We start from the raw sequence: 18,677 nt of genomic DNA on the forward strand, positions 1-18,677 counted from the left end.
TGCCGCGCTACAGTGCGGCGAGATGACCGAAGAAGAGGCCCGCCGCGTCGTGCTGATCCAGGCCGCCGAGTCGGCCGGCGAGACAGCGCTGTGGACGGCCGAAGACCGCGCCTGGGCGACCCGCCTGGCGCTGCAGACCGCCGGCCCCGAGGCGCCGCTCGAAGGTTTCGCCCTCGAACGTGCGCGCCACGCGCTTGAGCGCCTGCTGCCGCGCGACGCCGCGGCGCGGCGCTGGCTCGAGCGCCGCGGCGGCCACGGCGTCGGGGCGGCGCTGCTGCTGCTCGCGGCCTTCGTGCTCGGCGCCGTCGTCGACCACCTGGGTTCGTTCCAGCGTGTGGACCTGCTGGCGCCGCCGGTCTGGGCGGTCATCGCCTGGAACCTCGTCGTCTATGTCGGACTGCTGCTGCCGCGCCCGGTGGCCGGGCTGCGTGCGCTGCTGGCGCGGCGCTGGCTGGGCGACGGTGCCGGTGTCGGCGCGCTCTGGGCGCGGCTGGCGCTGCCGCTGTCGGTGGCGCGGGCCACGGCGCTGCTGCACGCGGCGGCGGCGATGCTGGCGCTGGGTGTCGTCGCCGGCATGTACCTGCGCGGGCTGGTGCTGGACTACCGCGCCGGCTGGCAGAGCACCTTCCTCGACGCGCCCTTCGTGCAGTCGCTGCTGACGGTGCTGCTGGCGCCGGCGTCCTGGGTCACCGGCATCGCCGTGCCCGAGGTCGCGCCGCTGCGGCTGCAGGCCGGCGCCGCCGCGGCCGCGCCGGCCGCGCCCTGGATCCACCTGTACGCGGCGCTGCTGGCGCTCGCTGTCGTGCTGCCGCGTGCCGTGCTCGGCGCCGTCGCCGCCTGGCGGGCGCGCTCGCTGGCGCGACGTTTCCCGCTGCCGCTGGCCGAGCCGTATTACGAACGCCTGCGCCTGCAGCAGCAGGGCAGCCGTACCCAGGCCCAGGTGCTGCCGTATGCCGCCGGCATCGGCGCGCAGTCGGCGCTGGGGCTGCGCACGCTGCTGGCGGCGAGTTTCGGCGACGAGGTCCGGCTGCGCATCGGCGCGCTCACCGCTTTCGGCGACGAGGACGCGGCGAAGGCGCTGCGGCCCGAAGCCGGCGACACGCTGCGCATCGCCGTCTTCGACTTCGGCGCGACACCCGAGGCCGAGGCCCAAGGCCGCTTCGTCGACACGCTCGGGCGCGAGCTGCCGCTGCTCGTCGTCGCCGACGAAGCCGCGTTCCGGCGCCGCTTCGGCGGCCTGCCCGAACGCCTGGCGCAGCGCCGCGCCGCCTGGCAGGCGCTGGCCGACGCACGCGGCCTGCCGCTGCTGTGCGCCGACCTCGAAGCGCCGGACCTGGCCGCCGCCGAACGGGCGCTGGCACGCGCGCTCGGCCGATGACGACGGTCCGCCTGTCGCTGGTTTCGCACACCAACGTCGGCAAGACGACGCTGGCGCGCACGCTGCTCGGCCGCGACGTCGGCGAGGTGCGCGACGCGCCCCACGTCACCGAGTTCGCCGAGATGCACCCGCTGGTGCAGAGCCCCGAAGGCGACGTGCTCGAGCTTTGGGACACGCCGGGTTTCGGCGACACCGTGCGCCTGGTGCGCCGGCTGCGGCGCGACGGCAGCCCCGTCGGCTGGTTCCTGAGCGAAGTCTGGGACCGCTGGCGCGACCGCCCGTTCTGGGCCACGCAGCAGGCGCTGCGCCACGTGCGCGACACCAGCGACCTGGTGCTCTACCTCGTCAACGCCGCCGAGTCGCCCGAAGCCGCGGGCTACGTCGCCGCCGAGATGGAACTGCTCGCCTGGCTGGGCAAGCCGGTGCTGGTGCTGCTGAACCAGCTCGGCGCGCCGCGGGCGCCCGCGGCCGAGGCCGCCGACCTGGAGCTCTGGCGCCGCCATCTGGCGCCGCAGGCGCAGGTCAAGGGCGTGCTGGCGATGGACGCCTTCGCGCGCTGCTGGGTGCAGGAAGGCGTGCTGCTGCACGCGATCGGCGGCGTGCTTGACGGCGAGGCCCGCGCCGCCGCCGCTCGCCTGGCCACGGCCTGGGCGGCGCAACGGCTGCAGACCTTCGACGCCGCGGTCGACGAACTCGCCGCCAGCCTGGCGCGCACGGCCTGCGCGCGGGCGCCGCTGGGCGAGGGCGGCTGGCTCGCACGCCGGCACGACGCCGACGACGCCCGCCGCGCGCTCGCCGCGATGCTCGACACCGAGGTGCGCGCCAGCACCGGCCGGCTGCTGGCGCTGCACGGCCTCGACGGCCGCGCCGAGCGCGAGATCCTCGAGCGTGTCGCCGCCCAGGTGGAACTGCACGCCCGCATAGGCGAAGGCCGGGCGGCGCTGATGGGCGGCGTGCTCAGCGGCGCGCTCGCCGGGCTCAAGGCCGACCTCGCCAGCGGCGGGCTGACGCTGGGCGGCGGCATGCTCGCCGGCGGCCTGCTCGGTGCGCTCGGCGCCGCCGGCATCGCCCGCGGGCTCAACGTCGTGCGCGGCACCGACCGCGGTTTCGCCAGCTGGAGCGCCGAGGCGATGGGCCCGCTGGTCGAGGCCGCGCTGCTGCGCTACCTGGCCGTCGCCCATTTCGGCCGCGGCCGAGGCGAGTGGGCCCAGGGCGAGGCGCCGCCGCACTGGCGCGTGCTGGTCGCCGAGCTGCTGGCCGCACGCCAGGCCGAACTGGCGGCGCTGTGGGACGGCCGCAGCAGCCGCAGCGACAACACCGGCGACGCCGAAGCCCTGGCGCGCGCGCTGCGGGCGCCGCTGGAAGCGGTGCTGCGCGCCGCCCTGCAGCGCCTGTACCCGCAGGCCTGGGCCGCTGTCGATAATCGCGCGCCATGAAGATCCTGATCCTCGGCGCCGGCCGTGTCGGGCAGAGCGTCGCGGCGAGCCTGCTGTCCGAGCGCAACGACATCACGATCATCGACACCGACCCGATCCGGCTGCGCGAACTGCAGGACCGCATGGACCTGCGCGGCGTCGTCGGCAACGGCATCCAGCCCAGCGTGCTGCGCGCCGCCGGCATCGAGGACGCCGACATGCTGATCTCGTGCGCGCCGCTGGACGAGACCAACCTCGTCGCCTGCAAGGTCGCGCACGACGCCTTCCGCGTGCCGACGACGATCGCGCGGCTGCGCAGCCCCGAGTTCGTCGACGGCAACCCGCTGCTCGGCACCGAGGGCGGCTTCGCCGTCAACCAAGTGATCTGCCCCGAGCAGAGCGTCACCGCCTACATCCGCAAGCTGATCGAGTACCCCGAGGCGCTGCAGGTGCTGGAGTTCGCCGACGGGCTTGTCAGCCTCATCGCGGTGCGCGCCGGCCCCGGCGCGCCGCTGGTGCGGCGCACGCTGGCCGAGATCCCGCAGCTGGTGCCGGGCGCGGCTATGCGCATCGTCGCCGTCTACCGCGGCGACAAGGTCGTCGACGACCTGGACGGCGCCACCCGCATCGATCCCGGCGACGAGGTCTTCGTGCTCGCGGCCACCGCCGACATCCGCCAGGTGCTGCACGCGCTGGCGCCGCGCGTCGATCCGGTGCGCCGGCTGATGATCGGCGGCGGCGGCAAGGTCGGGCTGCGGCTGGCGCGCGAGATGCAGGCCAGCCACCGCATCAAGCTCATCGAGCGCAACCGGCTGCGCTGCGAGTACCTCGCCACCGAACTGCCGGCGCCGCTGCTGGTGCTCAATGGCGACATCACCGACGAGGAGCTGCTCGAGGACGAAGGCGTGCGCGACATGGACCTGTTCCTCGCGCTCACCGACGACGACGAGGACAACATCATGGCCTGCCTGCTGGCCAAGCGGCTGGGCGCACGGCGCGTGTTCTCGCTGATCAACCGCCAGGCCTACGCCGACCTGGTGCAGGGCGGGCAGATCGACATCGCGATCTCGCCGGCGCAGACCGTCATCGGCGAGCTGCTGGCCTACGTGCGCCGCGGCGACGTCGAGGCCGTGCACAGCCTGCGCCACGGCGCCGCCGAGGCGCTGGAAGGCGTGGTGCGCGGCGACCGCAAGACCTGCCGCATGGCCGGGCGGCGCATCGACGAGATCCCGCTGCCGGCCGGGGCCCAGGTCGGCGCCATCGTGCGCGGGCTGCAGGACGCCGAGGGCCGGCGCCAGCGCGCACGCGCCGAGGTGCTGATCGCGCACCACGACACCGTCATCGAGACCGGCGACCACGTCATCGTCTTCGTGCCGACCAAACGCCTGCTGCGCGAGGTCGAGCGCCTGTTCCAGGTGTCGGCCACCTTCTTCTTCTGACGCCGACGATGGGCGCACTCGCCGTCGTCGCGATGATCGGCCGCATGGTGGCGATGTTCTCGCTGCTGATGCTGGTGCCGCTGGCCTGGGCGGTGTTCGCCGGCGAGCCGGTCGTCGACGCGCTGGTCAAGGCGGTGGCGACGAGTTTTGCCGTCGGTGTCGCCGCCAGCCTGATGACGCGGCGCTTCCGGCGCGAGCTGCAGCCGCGCGACGGCTTCCTGCTCGTGGGCCTGACCTGGTCGGTGCTGCCGGCCTTTGGCGCGCTGCCGCTGTGGCTGATGCTGCCGGGGGTGTCGGTGACGGACGCCTATTTCGAGGCCGTGTCTGCGCTGACGGCCTCGGGCGCGACGGTCTTCACCGGCCTGGATGCAATGCCCGGCGCGGTGCACGTCTGGCGCTGCCTGATGACCTGGGTCGGCGGCCTGGGCATCATCGTGCTGGCGGTGGCCATCCTGCCGCTGCTGGGCATCGGCGGCTCGCAGCTGTTCCGTGCCGAGGTCACCGGGCCGATGAAGGACAGCAAGCTGACGCCGCGCATCGCCGACACCGCGCGTGCGATCTGGGGCGTCTACGTGCTGATGTCGCTGGCCTGCGCGCTCGCCTACCGCGGCGCCGGCATGAGCTGGTTCGACGCCTTCGTGCACACCGGCTCGACCGTCAGCCTGGGCGGGTTTTCGTCCTACGACGCCAGCTTCGGCCACTGGGACTCGCCGGCGATCGAGGCCGTGGCCATCGTCTTCATGATGCTGTCGGGCGTGAACCTGACGCTGTACTACGTGGTCTGGCGCGAACGTTCGCCGGCGCCGCTGTGGCGCAACGTCGAGGCGCGCGCCTTCTACCTCGTCGTCGGCGCCAGCGTGCTGCTGATCGCGGCCTACCTGTGGACGGCCGGCGGCTACGACAGCTTCCTGCGCGCGCTGCGGCACTCGGCCTTTCACGTCGTCTCGGTGGCGACGACCGCCGGCTACGCGACCTACGACTACGCGCAGTGGCCGCTGTTCGCGTCGCTGTGGATCATCCTGCTCGGCTGCTTCGCCACCTGCGCCGGCTCCACCGGCGGCGGCATCAAGATGGTCCGGCTGATCCTGCTGCTCAAGCAGGCGCGCCACGAGTTCGTGCGCATCATCCACCCGAACGTCGTCAACCCGGTGGTGCTCAACGGCCAGGCCATCGGCGACCGCGTGATGCAGAACGTCATCGGCTACATGATGACCTACGGCGCAGTGCTGGTCGGGCTGACGATGGCGATGCTGTTCACCGGTCTCGACGCGGTCACCGCCTTCACCGCGGTGCTGGCCTGCGTCAACAACATCGGCCCCGGCCTGGGCGAGGTCGGCCCTGCGGTCAACTACGGTGGGCTCAGCGACGTGCAGACCTGGATCTGCGCGTTCGCGATGCTGGTCGGTCGGCTGGAGCTGCTGGCCGTGCTCGTGCTCTTCATGCCCGCCTTCTGGCGAGACTGAGTGTGAGCCCCGGCCGCCTGGCGGCCGGGGCTCAACTCTTCGGCAAATAGAGCCGGTCGGTATAGGTCGCGAGCCACTCCGGGCGGAACGCGACGAAGATCGCCACCAGGATGCCGGCGAGCCAGGCGTCGCCCCAGGCGGCGAGCCAGCGTGCGAGCGCGAGGTCGTCGTCGCCCAGGCCGCCGGGTGTCGGGTGCAGCAGCGCGGCCAGCGTGCCGGCCAGCGCGCCGGCGATCGCGGTGGCGAAGAAGCCGCGGCCCAGGATGTAGACAAACAGGTGCTGCGGCAGCCAGCGCCGCAGCGCCGCACCCAGCCCCATCGCCAGCGTCGCCGGCACCAGCCCGAGCCAGACCAGGCGTTCGATGCCGGCCTGCGCGCCCAGGTCGCCGGCCAGCGCCGTCACCAGCGCCACCGGCAGCAGCGCCAGCACCGCCAGCGGCCAGCCCATCATCAGCATCAGCAGGCAGGCGCCCGACAGCGGCTGCGCCACCGCACTTTCGGCATAACGGTCGGCGCCCCACATCACCGGCAGCACCGCCGCCCAGGCCAGCCAGGGCCAGGGCGGGCCGCCGGGGCCGACACCGCGCCAGGGGCGCATCGTCAGCGCCGCGGCCACGGCGACGAAGGCGAACAAGGCTTCCAACCACACCATCGGACCATCCTAAGGCCGTTGCCGATGGACGGGTTTGGGCGCTGCGAATAGCGTCGGCGGCGTCCGGCCATGACGGCCGCCGCTACGGGCCGGCCCTGAGGCGCGGCCCGGGTGCCGCAGGCAGAATTGACGTTAACGTAAACGTAAAGCGGCCGCACCAGATGGCCGACAGGAGACACGCCGTGCCGGTGCTGAGGTCGCTGCTCGATCCACGTTCCGACGAGTTCCAGGCGAGCACCCTGGCGATGCGCCAGCTCGTCGGCGACCTGAACGCCCAGCTCGCGCGCATCGCCGAAGGCGGCGGCGAGGCCGCGCGGGCGAAACACGCCGCGCGCGGCAAGCTGCTGCCGCGCGAGCGCGTCGAGATGCTGCTCGACCCGGACACGCCTTTTCTAGAGATCGGCGCGCTCGCCGGCCTCGGGCTGTACGACGGCGCCGCTCCCGGCGGCGGGCTGATCGCCGGCATCGGCCGCGTCAGCGGCGTCGAGTGCATGGTCGTCTGCAACGACGCCACCGTGAAAGGCGGCACCTACTACCCCGTCACGGTGAAGAAGCACCTGCGTGCGCAGGAGGTGGCGCAGGAGAACCGGCTGCCCTGCCTCTACCTGGTCGATTCCGGCGGCGCCAACCTGCCCAACCAGGACGAGGTCTTTCCCGACCGCGAGCACTTCGGCCGCATCTTCTACAACCAGGCGCAGATGTCGGCACTGGGCATCCCGCAGATCGCCGTCGTGATGGGCTCCTGCACCGCCGGCGGCGCCTACGTGCCGGCGATGAGCGACGAGACCATCATCGTGCGCAACCAGGGCACGATCTTCCTCGGCGGCCCGCCGCTGGTGAAGGCCGCCACCGGCGAAGTCGTCAGCGCCGAGGACCTGGGCGGCGGCGACGTGCACACGCGGCTGTCGGGTGTCGCCGACCACCTGGCCGAGAACGACCTGCACGCGCTCGCGATCGCTCGCGCCATCGTCGCCGGCCTGAACCGCAACAAACCGCAGCCGCTGCGCCTGCAGCCGCCGCGCCCGCCGCTGTACGACCCGGCCGAGCTGCACGGCGTGATCCCGACCGACGCGCGCAAACCCTTCGACGTGCACGAGGTCATCGCCCGCCTCGTCGACGGCTCCGAGTTCGACGAGTTCAAGGCGCGCTACGGCGCGACGCTGGTCACCGGCTTCGCCCACATCGAGGGCATGCCGGTGGGCATCGTCGCCAACAACGGCGTGCTGTTCTCCGAGAGCGCGACCAAGGGCGCGCACTTCATCGAGCTGTGCTGCCAGCGCCGCGTGCCGCTGGTCTTCCTGCAGAACATCACCGGCTTCATGGTCGGCCGCAAGGTCGAGGCCGAAGGCATTGCCAAACACGGCGCGAAGATGGTGACGGCGGTCGCCACCGCGACGGTGCCCAAGTTCACGGTGATCATCGGCGGCAGCTTCGGCGCCGGCAACTACGGCATGTGCGGCCGCGCCTACGGCCCGCGCCTGCTCTGGATGTGGCCCAACGCACGCATCGGCGTGATGGGCGGCGAGCAGGCCGCCAGCGTGCTGGCCACCGTGCGCCGCGACGCCATCGAGGCCAAGGGCGGCCAGTGGCCGGCCGAAGACGAGGCGGCGTTCAAGCAGCCCATCCTCGAGCAGTTCGCGCGCCAGGCGCACCCGTACTACGCCAGCGCCCGGCTCTGGGACGACGGCATCATCGACCCGGCCGACACGCGCCGCGTGCTCGCGCTGGCCTTGTCGGCGAGCCTGAACGCGCCGATTCCCGAGACGCCGCGTTTCGGCGTCTTCCGCATGTGAAGCCATGACGACTCCCGACACCGGCCGCGACGCACTGCATGAACACCTGCGCCTGCTCGCGCGCTACAACGTCTGGGCGACGCGGCGGCTGCTGGACGCCGTCGACGCCGTGCCCGACGCCGACTACCGCCGCGACCTGGGCCTGTTCTTCCGCAGCATGCACGGCACGCTGAACCACCTGCTGGTCGCCGAGCACCGGCTGTGGTCGGCCCGTTTCACCGACGGCACGACGCCGGCGCTGCGGCTGGACGAGGAGCTGGAGCGCGACCGCGTGCGGCTGCGCCAGCGCCTGATCGAGGGCGCCGAGGCCTGGCTGCCGCGCATCGCCGGCTGGAGCCCGGAGCGCCTGGGCGGGCGCATCGAATACCTGCGCCTGGCGGGCGGCACGGTGTCGCTGCCGTTCGCGGCGACGCTGGCGCACGTCTTCAACCACGGCACCCACCACCGCGGCCAGATCAGCGGCGCGCTGACCGCCCTGGGCTCGCCGGCGCCCGAACTTGACCTCGTCCAGATGCTGCAGGCCGAAGCCGCGGGGGCGGCATGATGAACGCCGCCGCGACGCTGCAGGTGCTGCGGCCGTCGCCGCAGGTCGCCGAGGTCTGGCTCAACCGGCCTGAGGTCCGCAACGCCTTCAACGACGGCGTCGTCGCCGAACTGACTGCGGCCTTCCGCACGCTGGGCGAAGACCCGGCGCTGCGCGCCATCGTGCTGGCCGGCCGCGGCAAGGCCTTCTGCGCCGGCGCCGACCTGGGCTGGATGGGCGCGATGGCCGGTTACTCCTGGGACGAGAACCGCGCCGACGCCGAGCGCCTGGCCGAGATGCTGTGGACCGTCTGGCGCTGCCCGGTGCCCGTGGTCGCGCGGCTGCACGGCGACTGCTACGCCGGCGGCGTCGGCCTGGCTGCGGCCTGCGACATCGTCGTCGCCGCCGACGGCATGCACTTCTGCCTCAGCGAAGCGCGGCTGGGCTTGCTGCCGGCGACGATCGGCCCCTACGTCGTGCGCGCGCTCGGCGAGCAGGCCTCGCGCCGCTATTTCGTCAGCGCCGAGCGCTTCTCGGCCGCCGAGGCCCGGGCACTGGGTTTCGTGCACGAGTGCGTCGCGCCCGAGGCGCTGGACGCGCGTGTCGCCGAGTTCACCGCGGCGCTGGTCGCCAACGGGCCGCAGGCGGTGCGTGCCTGCAAACGCCTGGTGCAGGACCTCGCCGGCCGCGAGATCGACGCCGCGCTGCGCGCCGACACCGCGCGCCGCATCGCCGACGTGCGCGCCAGCGCCGAAGGGCGCGAAGGTGTCGCCGCCTTCCTCGGCAAACGCGAACCCGGCTGGCGATGAACGGCCTGGACACGACGCAGCTGCTGGCGCTGGCCGCCGCGCTCGGCTGGGCCAGCGGGCTGCGCCTGTACGCGGTGCTGCTGATCACCGGCGGCGCCGGCTGGCTCGGCTGGGTCGAGCTGCCGCCGGGGTTGCAGCCGCTGCAGCAGCCGCTGGTGCTGGGCGCCAGCGCGCTGCTGGCGGCAGTCGAGTTCACCGCCGACAAGATCCCCGTCGTCGACAGCATCTGGGACGGCCTGCAGACCCTGCTGCGCATCCCCGCCGGCGCGGCGCTGGCGGCGGCCGCGCTCGGTGCCGACTCGGCTACCGGCGCGCTGCTGGCGGCGCTGCTCGGCGGCACGCTGGCGGCCAGCGCCCATGCCGCGAAGGCGACGGCACGCGCCGCGGCCAACACCTCGCCCGAACCCTTCAGCAACCTGGCGCTGTCGCTGGCCGGCGACGCCGCGGTGCCGGCGCTGCTGTGGCTGGCCTGGCAGCACCCGGTGGCGGCACTCGTCACCACCGCGCTGGCGGCGCTGGCCTGCGTCGTCATCGTCGCCGTGCTCTGGCGTTTCCTGCGTGCGCTCGTCGCGCGGCTGCTGCCGCGGCCGCGTGCGTCCTGAACTTCGCGAACCCCGAAAGCATGCCGATGTTCCGCAAGATCCTGATCGCCAACCGCGGCGAGATCGCCTGCCGCGTCGCCGCGACCGCGCGCCGGCTGGGCGTGCGCACGGTCGCGGTGTATTCCGACGCCGACGCCCAGGCGCGCCACGTCCAGGCCTGCGACGAAGCGGTGGCCATCGGCGGCGCCGCGCCGCGCGACAGCTATCTGCGCTGGCAGCGCATCCTCGAAGCAGCCCGCGCCAGCGGCGCCGAGGCGGTGCACCCGGGCTATGGTTTCCTGAGCGAGAACGAGGACTTCGCCCAGGCCTGCGCCGAAGCCGGCCTGGTCTTCATCGGCCCGCCGCCGGCTGCGATCCGCAGCATGGGCAGCAAGTCCGCCGCCAAGGCGCTGATGGCCGAAGCCGGCGTGCCGCTGGTGCCCGGTTATCACGGCGCCGACAACGACCCGGCGCGCCTGGCGGCCGAGGCGGCGCGCATCGGCTACCCGGTGCTGATCAAGGCCAGCGCCGGCGGCGGCGGCAAAGGCATGCGCCGCGTCGACCGCGCCGAGGACTTCGCCGCCGCGCTCACCTCCTGCCAGCGCGAGGCCCAGGCCAGCTTCGGCGACGCGCAGGTGCTGGTCGAGCGCTACGTGCTCAAGCCGCGGCACATCGAGATCCAGGTCTTCGCCGACGGCCACGGCCACTGCATCCACCTCGGCGAACGCGACTGCTCGGTGCAGCGCCGCCACCAGAAGGTGCTGGAGGAGTCGCCGGCGCCGGGCCTGGGCGCCGCGCGCCGCGCCGAGATGGGTGCGGCCGCGGTCGCCGCGGCCCGGGCCGTCGGCTACGTCGGCGCCGGCACCGTCGAGTTCATCGCCGAGGAAGTCGGCGACGGCGAGCTGCGTTTTTATTTCATGGAGATGAACACCCGGCTGCAGGTCGAGCACCCGGTGACCGAGGCCGTGACCGGCCTGGACCTCGTCGAGTGGCAGCTGCGCGTCGCCGCCGGCGAGCCGCTGCCGCTGGCGCAGGCCCAGGTGCGCCAGCACGGCCATGCGATCGAAGCCCGGCTCTGCGCCGAGAACCCCGAGGCCGGTTTCCTGCCGGCCAGCGGCCGGCTCGTCGTCGCACGCTGGCCCGAACACGTGGCCTTCCGCCACGACGAGCGCCTGCCGCGTGTCGACGGCGGTTTCGGCGAAGGCGACACGATCACGCCCTGGTACGACTCGATGATCGCCAAGCTGATCGTCTGGGGCGAAGACCGCGCCCATGCGCTGGCGCGGCTGGACGCCGCGCTGGCGGCGACGCACCTGGTCGGGCCGGCGAACAACGTCGCCTTCCTGCGCCGCGTCGTCGCCAGCCGCTCCTTCGCCGAGGCCGACCTGGACACCGCGCTGATCGAACGCGAACACGCGGCGCTGTTCGAGGCGCCGCCGCTGGCGCTGCACTGGGCCGCTGCCGCCGTCGTCGCCGACGCGCTGGCGGCCGAGCAGGCGGCGCAGGACGCCGACCCCTGGTCGCGGCGCGACGGCTGGCGGCTGCACGGCGGCGCGCGCCGGCGCTTCGAGCTCGAGATCGGCGGCCAGCGCCACGTCGCCCAGGTGCAGCGCCAGCACGGCGGCGAGACCGCGCTCGAGATCGGCGCGTCGCGCTGGCCGCTGGCCGCGCGTGCACTCGGCGCCGCGCGCCACGAGATCGTGCTCGGCGACGAACGCGTGGTGCTCGCGGTCTACCGCGACGGCGACAAGCGCGTGGTGTTCGCGCCCGCCGGCAGCGTGCAGATCACGCTGCACGACCCGATCGTGCACGCCGGCGACCATGCCGGCGAAACCGGGCGCCTGAGCGCGCCCATGCCCGGCAAGCTGGTCGCGCTGCTCGTCGAGGCCGGCCAGGCGGTGCGCCGCGGCCAGCCGCTGGCGGTGATGGAGGCGATGAAGATGGAGCACACCATCGTCGCGCCGCGCGACGGCGTCGTGCTGGCGCTGCCTTACCGGCCGGGCGACGCGGTCGCCGAAGGGGCCGAGCTGCTGCGGCTGTCGGGGGACGCGTGACTCAGCGCTGCGACAGCGGCGCCGGGCCGCGCCCGTGGCCGCGTGCCGGCGCCGCGGGCGGGCCGTCGATCGCGGCCCGGAACTTCACCGCGAGCACTGCCAGTTCGTGGTCGACGTGGGCGTCGCAGACCAGCAGCACGTCGCGCCGGTACAGCGGGTCGGCGAGCAGGCGGCGGGCGTCGACCTCGGTCTCGAGCGTGGCGCCCAGCAGCGCGGCGATGCGCGTGGCCAGGGCTTGCGGCGGTGTCGGGTCGGGCATGGAGTCGGCCGGTGGTGAAGCGGCCAGTCTGGACACCGGCCGCCGCCGCATCCATCCCTCTGATGATGTCGGATGACGCTCGTTATAGTGGCCGCACGATGAGACCGAAGCACGTCACCCTGGTGGAAGTCGGCCCGCGTGACGGGCTGCAGAACGAAGCCGCGCCGGTCACAGCCGCCGAGAAGGTCGAACTCGTGCGCCGGCTGCAGGACGCCGGCTGCCGCGAGATCGAGGTCACCAGCTTCGTCAGCCCGAAGTGGGTGCCGCAGATGGCCGACGCGGCGCAGGTGATGGCCGCGATCGAGCGCCGCCCCGGCGTGCGCTACTCGGTGCTGACGCCCAACCTGAAGGGGCTGGAAGCGGCGCTGGCGACCCGCCCCGACGAAGTCGTCGTCTTCGGCGCCGCCAGCGAGGCTTTCAGCCGGCGCAACATCAACTGCTCGATCGCCGAGAGCATCGAACGTTTCGCCCCGGTGGTCGAGGCGGCGCACGCCGCTGGCGTCAAGGTGCGCGGAGCGGTGTCCTGCGCGCTCGGCTGCCCGTATCAGGGCGAGGTCACGCCGGACGAGGTCGAACGTGTCGTCGTGCTGATGAAGGCCATCGGCGTCGACCACGTCGGCATCGCCGACACCATCGGCGTCGGCACGCCGCTGGCGGTGCAGCGGGCGGTCGAACGTGCGCTGAAGCACTACCCGCTGGTGGAGGTCAGCGGCCACTTCCACGACACCTACGGCCAGGCGCTGGCCAACATCCTGGCCTGCCTGGAGCTGGGGCTGCACTGCTTCGACACCAGCGTCGCCGGACTCGGCGGCTGCCCCTACGCCAAGGGCGCGACCGGCAACGTCGCGACCGAGGACGTGGTCTACATGCTGCACGGCATGGGCATCGAAACCGGGCTCAACCTGGACGCGCTGGTCGACGCCGGCGCCTACATCTCCGGCGTCATCGGCCGGCCGCCGGCTTCGCGCGCCGCCCGCGCGCTGCTGGCGCGCCGCGCCGCCGCCGCAACCGCCTCATGAACGCCAAAGACCCCCTGCTCGATCGTCCCGAAGGTTTCCAGCGTGTCACGCGCGTGCTCGCCGAACGTGGCCACCCGCATGCGCCGCTGTGGCTGGAGACACCCGCACGCACCTCGGCCGAGGCCGCCGCCGCGCTCGGTGTCGAGGTCGGCCAGATCGCCAAGAGCGTGATCTTCCGCCGCAAGTCCGACGACAGCGCGGTGCTGGTCGTGACCTCGGGCGACCGCCGCGTCTGCGAAAAAAGTGTCGCCGCGATCGCCGGTGCGCTCGGCCGCGCCGACGCCGACTTCGTCAAGGCGCGCACCGGCTTTTCGATCGGCGGCGTCGCTCCGGTGGCGCATGCGACGCCGGCCTTCACGCTGATCGACCGCGAGCTGTTCCGCTTCGACGTGATCTGGGCCGCAGCCGGGCACCCGCACGGTGTGTTCCGGCTGTCGCCGGCCGAGCTCGAGGCGCTGACCGGCGCGCCGGTGGCCGACGTGGTGCAGGCATGAGCCCTCAGGACTTGTCCGGGGCTCATTCCCGCCTGGCGGGACCGGCCGCAGGCCGAAGGGTGCTCCAGTGACCACTCGCCCGGCCGCCGGCGTGCCCTCGCCCTGCATCGACGTCTGCCGCATGGACGCGGCCAGCGGCTGGTGCGAAGGCTGTCTGCGCACCCTGGGCGAGATCGCCGCCTGGTCGACGCTGCCCGACGAGGGCCGGCGCGAGGTGCTGGCGCGCATCGCCGAACGCCGCATCGAATGGGCGCGGCGCCAGCCGCCGGCGCCGCAGCGATGAAGCCGCTGGTCTTCTGGTTCGATGCCGTCTCGCCTTACGCCTACCTCGCGTTCGAGCGCCTGCCCGACGCGCTCGAAGGCCTGGACGTCGCGGTCGAATACCGCCCGGTGCTGCTGGGCGGGCTGCTGAAACACTGGGGCCAGAAAGCGCCGGTGGAAGTCGCGCCCAAACGCGACTGGATCTACCGCCAGACACGCTGGCTGGCGGCGCAGCAGGGCCTGCCGTTCGAGCTGCCGTCGCCGCACCCGTTCAGCTCGCTGGCGCTGCTGCGCCTGGTGCTGGCCTGCGGGCCGAACCGCCGCGTCGTCGAGGCCGTGCTGCGCCACGTCTGGGCCGAAGGCGGCGACCCGAACGATCCCGAGCGGCTGGCGGCGCTGACGGCGGCGCTCGCGCCGGCGCTGGACCCGGCCGGCGAAGCGGTGAAAACCGCCCTGCGCCGTCACACCGACGAGGCGGCCGCACGCGGCGTCTTCGGCGTGCCGACGGTCGAATTCGACGGCGAACTGTTCTGGGGCCTGGACGCGCTGCCGATGCTGGCCGACCGGCTGCACGGCGCCACCCGCTGAACCTCGGGTGAGCCCTTAAGCCGCGGTTGACCGCGGTTGCCAGCGCGCTCGGGACTATCCCTGATAGGGCAAATCGGGGGGCCGGCAGAGCCGGCGGCAGCGTTCTTAGGAGGAGCGGCCGCGTTTGTAAGCGCAGGTTCAGTTCCCCGTCAGCCCCTGTTGGCATTGCGTCAGAAGGCGGTCAGTCCGCGCCTGAACCATGGGCTCCAAGTCCTCAAATACCGGAGACAAAACCATGGACGCAGAACTCGCACGGCGTATCGCGAGCCACCCGAAGTACCAGGAACTGAAGTCCAAGCGCTCCAGCTTCGGCTGGTGGCTGACGGCGGCGATGATGGTCGTCTACTACGGCTTCATCACGCTCGTCGCCTTCGACAAGCAGTTCCTCGCCCAGCGCCTGGGCGACGGGGTGATGACGATCGGCATCCCGATCGGTTTCGGCGTCATCGTCTTCACGATCGTGATCACCGCGATCTACGTGCGTCGTGCCAACAGCAGCTACGACGACCTCTCGGAAGAAATCGCCAAGGCGGTGCTGAAATGACCCACCCCCGCAGCGCCTTCGGCGCTCCCCCTCAAGGGGGCGCCGCCAGCGGCCGGGCGGAGCCCGTCCGCGGCGTCCGCTTGATGCTCCAGATTCATGCAAAAGAAGTGGCGTTTGGCGCCATCGAGGGCTGACACGATGCGTTCAACCTCCCTCTCCACCCATCTGCGCCGCCTGCTGACGCTGGCCGCGCTCGGCGGCGTCTCGTTCGCGGCCTGGTCCGCCGGTGCCGACCTCGGTCAGGCGCAGAAGCAGGCGACCAACTGGACCGCCATCGGCATGTTCGGGCTGTTCGTCGTCGGCACGCTGTTCATCACCAAGTGGGCCGCGGCACGAACCAAGAGCGCGTCCGACTTCTACACCGCCGGCGGCGGCATCACCGGTTTCCAGAACGGCCTGGCGATCGCCGGCGACTACATGTCGGCGGCGTCCTTCCTCGGCATCTCGGCCGCGGTGATGGCCTCGGGCTTCGACGGCCTGATCTACTCGATCGGCTTCCTGGTCGGCTGGCCCGTCATCACCTTCCTGATGGCCGAACGCCTGCGCAACCTGGGCAAGTTCACCTTCGCCGACGTCGCCGCGTTCCGCTTCGAGCAGACCCCGGTGCGTGTATTCGCGGCCTCGGGCACGCTGGTCGTCGTCGCTTTCTACCTGATCGCGCAGATGGTCGGCGCCGGCCAGCTGATCAAGCTGCTGTTCGGGCTGGAGTACTGGATCGCGGTCGTCATCGTCGGCGCGCTGATGATGGTCTACGTGCTCTTCGGCGGCATGACGGCCACCACCTGGGTGCAGATCATCAAGGCCTGCCTGCTGCTCGGCGGCGCGTCCTTCATGGCCTTCATGGTGATGCTGCACTTCGGCTTCTCGCCCGAGGCGATGTTCGCCGAGGCGGTGCGCATCAAGGCCGAGATCGCGACCAAGGGCGGCAAGACGCCGGAGGAGGCGGCGGTGCTGGGGCAGTCCATCATGGGCCCGGGCACCTTCGTCAAGGACCCGATCTCGGCGATCAGCTTCGGCATGGCGCTGATGTTCGGCACCGCCGGCCTGCCGCACATCCTGATGCGCTTCTTCACCGTGCCCAACGCCAAGGAAGCGCGCAAGTCGGTGATGTGGGCCACCGGCTGGATCGGCTACTTCTACCTGCTGACCTTCATCATCGGCTTCGGCGCGATCACCTTCGTGCTGACCAACCCCGGCTTCCTCGACGCCAAGGGCGGGCTGCTGGGCGGCAACAACATGGCCGCGGTGCACCTGGCCAACGCGGTCGGCGGCAACGTCTTCCTCGGCTTCATCTCGGCGGTGGCCTTCGCGACCATCCTCGCGGTCGTCGCCGGGCTGACGCTGTCGGGCGCGTCGGCGGTCTCGCACGACCTGTTCGCCACCGTCATCAAGAAGGGCAAGGCCGACAGCGCCGCCGAACTGAAGGTCTCGCGCATCACGACGGTCTGCCTGGGCATCGTCGCCGTCGTGCTGGGCATCGCGTTCGAGAAGCAGAACATCGCCTTCATGGTCTCGCTGGCCTTCGCGATCGCGGCCTCGGCCAACTTCCCGGTGCTCTTCATGAGCGTGCTGTGGAAGGACTGCACGACCAAGGGCGCGGTGATCGGCGGTTTCCTCGGCCTGATCTCCTCGGTCGGCCTGACCATCGTCTCGCCCTCGGTCTGGGAAGCGACGCTGGGCAACCCCAAGGGCTCGGCGCTGTTCCCGTACACCAGCCCGGCGCTGTTCTCGATGACGATCGGCTTCGTCGGCATCTGGCTGTTCTCGGTGCTCGACAAGAGCGCTCGCGCCAAGGTCGACCGCGCCGGTTTCCTCGCCCAGCAGGTGCGTTCCGAGACCGGCATTGGCGCTTCGTCGGCCAGCGGCCACTGAAGCGCGGGGCCCGCACCCGTGTCCGACCCCCGGCAGGAGCTGCTGTCGCTGGTCACCGCGCGGGTGCGCGACGCCTACGTGCGCAAGCCCTACACGGTGGACGGCGGCACCGACCTGGTGTCGCTGTGCCGCCAGCTCGCCGAACGCGGGCTGACGCACGCGCTGGTGCAGGACGGCGAGCGCCTGGGCATCTTCACCACCACCGACCTGCGCGACGCGCTGCTGCGGCCCGAACCGCCGGCGGCGCTGGCGGTGCGCGAGGTGGCGCGTTTTCCGGTGCTCGACGTCCAGGCCGACGCCGAGGTCTTCGAGGCCTTGTGGCTGATGGTCAAACACCGCGTGCACCGGCTGCTGGTGCGCGACGGCGAACGCATCGTCGGCCTGCTCGGCCAGCTCGACCTGGTGAGCTTCGTCGCCAACCACTCGCACCTGGCGGCGCTGCAGATCGACGACGCGGCCTCGGTCGAGGAGCTGCGCGCCGCGGCGCTGCAGATCGACCGCATGATCGCGCTCTTCGCCGCCAGCGGCGTGCACGTCGAGCGCATCGCGCACCTGGTGGGCGAGCTGCACGCGCGGCTGTTCCAGCGCCTGTGGTCGCTGGTCGCGCCGGCCGAGCTGGTGGCCAACAGCTGCCTGCTGGTGATGGGCAGCGAAGGCCGCGGCGAACAGGTGCTGAAGACCGACCAGGACAACGCGCTGATCCTGCGCGACGGCTTCGAGCACCCCGACACCGAAGCCGCGGCGCAGCGTTTCAGCGCCGCGCTGGCCGACTTCGGCTACCCGCCCTGTCCGGGCGAGATCATGGTCACGAATCCGCTGTGGCGGCGCCCGGTGGCCGCCTGGCGCGAGCAGCTGCGCGAATGGGTGATGGGCCACGACGCCGACGGGCCGATGCGGCTGGCGATCTTCTGCGACGCGGTCGCGGTCGCCGGCGATGCCGCGCTGCTCGACGGCCTGGTCGAGCACCTGGGCCGGCTGTTCGGCGACCACGACGCCTACCTGGCCCGTTTTGCCGCCGCCGCCGAGCAGTTCCAGGAGCCGCACCACTGGCTGGGCTGGTTGCCCGGCCGGCGTGACGACCAGGCGCTGGACCTGAAGAAGCAGGGCCTGTTCCCCATCGTGCAGGGCGTGCGTGCACTCGCGCTGCAGCACCATGTGCGTGCCACCGGCACCGTCGCGCGGCTGCAGGCCCTGGTGGCGGCCGGTGGCCTGGACGCGACGCTGGCGCGCGACCTGCAGGACGCGTTGCACCTGCTGATGACGCTGCGCCTGCAGCACCAGCTGCAGGCACTGGCTGCCGGCCAGCCCGCCGGCAACGAGGTGCAGCCGGCGGCGCTGGGCCTGCTCGAACGCGAGCCGCTGCGCGACTCGCTGGCGGTGGTCAAGCGCCTGCGCGCCTTCCTGCGCCAGCACTTCCGTTACGACAAGCTCTGAGGGTGGTGCCGACACACTGCACGTTGCGGTGCGCGGGTTCGCCGCGACTGGCGCCGCGCGGCGCGATGCCCGAGCATCGCGGCGGGCGCCGCGCCGACG

Annotated in this window: 18 protein-coding genes; 16 read left to right on the plus strand and 2 right to left on the minus strand. The window is 72.5% G+C overall.

What is annotated here, in order from left to right:
• Positions 1-22: 22 nt before the first annotated feature.
• The 4 genes from CKO43_RS03240 to CKO43_RS03255 are packed head-to-tail and all read left to right on the plus strand — an operon-like array spanning position 23 to position 5,695.
• A complete protein-coding gene (locus CKO43_RS03240; protein WP_200377806.1) occupies positions 23-1,378 on the plus strand; it encodes a DUF2868 domain-containing protein in 1,356 nt (451 codons plus the stop codon).
• The gene (locus CKO43_RS03245) at positions 1,375-2,814 is read left to right on the plus strand and encodes a DUF3482 domain-containing protein (protein WP_200377807.1); all 1,440 of its coding nucleotides are present in this window, start codon (positions 1,375-1,377) and stop codon (positions 2,812-2,814) included. The genes CKO43_RS03240 and CKO43_RS03245 overlap by 4 nt, the downstream gene beginning before the upstream one ends.
• The gene (trkA, locus tag CKO43_RS03250; protein ID WP_200228911.1) at positions 2,811-4,232 is read left to right on the plus strand and encodes a Trk system potassium transporter TrkA; all 1,422 of its coding nucleotides are present in this window, start codon (positions 2,811-2,813) and stop codon (positions 4,230-4,232) included. Before CKO43_RS03245 ends, trkA begins: the two co-directional genes overlap by 4 nt.
• Positions 4,233-4,240: 8 nt before the next feature.
• Positions 4,241-5,695: a TrkH family potassium uptake protein gene (locus tag CKO43_RS03255; protein WP_200377808.1), complete on the plus strand. Its 1,455-nt coding sequence runs from the start codon at positions 4,241-4,243 to the stop codon at positions 5,693-5,695.
• Positions 5,696-5,726: 31 nt separating this feature from the next.
• On the opposite strand, the gene CKO43_RS03260 is transcribed toward CKO43_RS03255, so the two are convergent.
• Positions 5,727-6,347: a hypothetical protein gene (locus CKO43_RS03260; RefSeq protein WP_200377809.1), complete on the minus strand. Its 621-nt coding sequence runs from the start codon at positions 6,345-6,347 to the stop codon at positions 5,727-5,729.
• Positions 6,348-6,529: 182 nt separating this feature from the next.
• On the opposite strand from CKO43_RS03260, the gene CKO43_RS03265 reads away from it, so the two are divergent.
• The 5 genes from CKO43_RS03265 to CKO43_RS03285 are packed head-to-tail and all read left to right on the plus strand — an operon-like array spanning position 6,530 to position 12,107.
• A complete protein-coding gene (locus tag CKO43_RS03265) occupies positions 6,530-8,140 on the plus strand; it encodes a carboxyl transferase domain-containing protein (RefSeq protein ID WP_200377810.1) in 1,611 nt (536 codons plus the stop codon).
• 4 nt (positions 8,141-8,144) lie between these two features.
• Positions 8,145-8,684 (plus strand): DinB family protein, encoded by a 540-nt coding sequence (locus CKO43_RS03270; protein WP_200377811.1) that lies wholly within the window; start codon positions 8,145-8,147, stop codon positions 8,682-8,684.
• Complete coding sequence (locus CKO43_RS03275; RefSeq protein WP_200377843.1) at positions 8,684-9,472, plus strand: enoyl-CoA hydratase/isomerase family protein; 789 nt, start codon at positions 8,684-8,686, stop codon at positions 9,470-9,472. The genes CKO43_RS03270 and CKO43_RS03275 overlap by 1 nt, the downstream gene beginning before the upstream one ends.
• Positions 9,469-10,074 (plus strand): DUF4126 domain-containing protein, encoded by a 606-nt coding sequence (locus CKO43_RS03280; RefSeq protein ID WP_200228922.1) that lies wholly within the window; start codon positions 9,469-9,471, stop codon positions 10,072-10,074. Before CKO43_RS03275 ends, CKO43_RS03280 begins: the two co-directional genes overlap by 4 nt.
• A 26-nt stretch (positions 10,075-10,100) precedes the next feature.
• Entirely contained in the window at positions 10,101-12,107 is a 2,007-nt protein-coding gene (locus CKO43_RS03285; protein ID WP_200377812.1) for an acetyl/propionyl/methylcrotonyl-CoA carboxylase subunit alpha, read from the plus strand.
• 1 nt (position 12,108) lies between these two features.
• On the opposite strand, the gene CKO43_RS03290 is transcribed toward CKO43_RS03285, so the two are convergent.
• Positions 12,109-12,402 (minus strand): hypothetical protein, encoded by a 294-nt coding sequence (locus tag CKO43_RS03290; protein ID WP_200377813.1) that lies wholly within the window; start codon positions 12,400-12,402, stop codon positions 12,109-12,111.
• Positions 12,403-12,464: 62 nt separating this feature from the next.
• On the opposite strand from CKO43_RS03290, the gene CKO43_RS03295 reads away from it, so the two are divergent.
• From CKO43_RS03295 to CKO43_RS03325, 7 genes are all read left to right on the plus strand, one after another.
• Entirely contained in the window at positions 12,465-13,385 is a 921-nt protein-coding gene (locus CKO43_RS03295; RefSeq protein WP_200377814.1) for a hydroxymethylglutaryl-CoA lyase, read from the plus strand.
• Positions 13,382-13,879, plus strand: coding sequence for a YbaK/EbsC family protein (locus CKO43_RS03300; RefSeq protein WP_200377815.1), 498 nt, complete (start codon positions 13,382-13,384; stop codon positions 13,877-13,879). Before CKO43_RS03295 ends, CKO43_RS03300 begins: the two co-directional genes overlap by 4 nt.
• 67 nt (positions 13,880-13,946) lie before the next feature.
• On the plus strand, positions 13,947-14,162 hold the full coding sequence (locus CKO43_RS03305) for a DUF1289 domain-containing protein (RefSeq protein ID WP_200377816.1): 216 nt from the start codon (positions 13,947-13,949) through the stop codon (positions 14,160-14,162).
• Positions 14,159-14,728: a 2-hydroxychromene-2-carboxylate isomerase gene (locus tag CKO43_RS03310; RefSeq protein WP_200377817.1), complete on the plus strand. Its 570-nt coding sequence runs from the start codon at positions 14,159-14,161 to the stop codon at positions 14,726-14,728. Before CKO43_RS03305 ends, CKO43_RS03310 begins: the two co-directional genes overlap by 4 nt.
• Positions 14,729-14,963: 235 nt before the next feature.
• Positions 14,964-15,272, plus strand: coding sequence for a DUF485 domain-containing protein (locus tag CKO43_RS03315; protein WP_200228934.1), 309 nt, complete (start codon positions 14,964-14,966; stop codon positions 15,270-15,272).
• Positions 15,273-15,410: 138 nt separating this feature from the next.
• Positions 15,411-17,144, plus strand: a complete 1,734-nt coding sequence (locus tag CKO43_RS03320) for a cation acetate symporter (RefSeq protein ID WP_200228936.1) — start codon at positions 15,411-15,413, stop codon at positions 17,142-17,144.
• Positions 17,145-17,162: 18 nt separating this feature from the next.
• A complete protein-coding gene (locus CKO43_RS03325) occupies positions 17,163-18,578 on the plus strand; it encodes a putative nucleotidyltransferase substrate binding domain-containing protein (protein ID WP_200228944.1) in 1,416 nt (471 codons plus the stop codon).
• Positions 18,579-18,677: the final 99 nt, after the last annotated feature.

This window comes from Rubrivivax gelatinosus (assembly GCF_016583785.1).
Lineage (GTDB): Bacteria > Pseudomonadota > Gammaproteobacteria > Burkholderiales > Burkholderiaceae_C > Rubrivivax > Rubrivivax gelatinosus_B.

Coding starts and splice junctions, on each gene's coding strand:
- CKO43_RS03315 (WP_200228934.1), top strand. CDS start 14,964: ATGGACGCAGAACTCGCACGGCGTATCGCGAGCCACCCGAAGTACCAG.
- CKO43_RS03260 (WP_200377809.1), bottom strand. CDS start 6,347: ATGGTGTGGTTGGAAGCCTTGTTCGCCTTCGTCGCCGTGGCCGCGGCG.
- CKO43_RS03280 (WP_200228922.1), top strand. CDS start 9,469: ATGAACGGCCTGGACACGACGCAGCTGCTGGCGCTGGCCGCCGCGCTC.
- CKO43_RS03310 (WP_200377817.1), top strand. CDS start 14,159: ATGAAGCCGCTGGTCTTCTGGTTCGATGCCGTCTCGCCTTACGCCTAC.
- CKO43_RS03275 (WP_200377843.1), top strand. CDS start 8,684: ATGAACGCCGCCGCGACGCTGCAGGTGCTGCGGCCGTCGCCGCAGGTC.
- CKO43_RS03320 (WP_200228936.1), top strand. CDS start 15,411: ATGCGTTCAACCTCCCTCTCCACCCATCTGCGCCGCCTGCTGACGCTG.
- trkA (WP_200228911.1), top strand. CDS start 2,811: ATGAAGATCCTGATCCTCGGCGCCGGCCGTGTCGGGCAGAGCGTCGCG.
- CKO43_RS03300 (WP_200377815.1), top strand. CDS start 13,382: ATGAACGCCAAAGACCCCCTGCTCGATCGTCCCGAAGGTTTCCAGCGT.
- CKO43_RS03240 (WP_200377806.1), top strand. CDS start 23: ATGACCGAAGAAGAGGCCCGCCGCGTCGTGCTGATCCAGGCCGCCGAG.
- CKO43_RS03270 (WP_200377811.1), top strand. CDS start 8,145: ATGACGACTCCCGACACCGGCCGCGACGCACTGCATGAACACCTGCGC.
- CKO43_RS03245 (WP_200377807.1), top strand. CDS start 1,375: ATGACGACGGTCCGCCTGTCGCTGGTTTCGCACACCAACGTCGGCAAG.
- CKO43_RS03255 (WP_200377808.1), top strand. CDS start 4,241: ATGGGCGCACTCGCCGTCGTCGCGATGATCGGCCGCATGGTGGCGATG.
- CKO43_RS03295 (WP_200377814.1), top strand. CDS start 12,465: ATGAGACCGAAGCACGTCACCCTGGTGGAAGTCGGCCCGCGTGACGGG.
- CKO43_RS03285 (WP_200377812.1), top strand. CDS start 10,101: ATGTTCCGCAAGATCCTGATCGCCAACCGCGGCGAGATCGCCTGCCGC.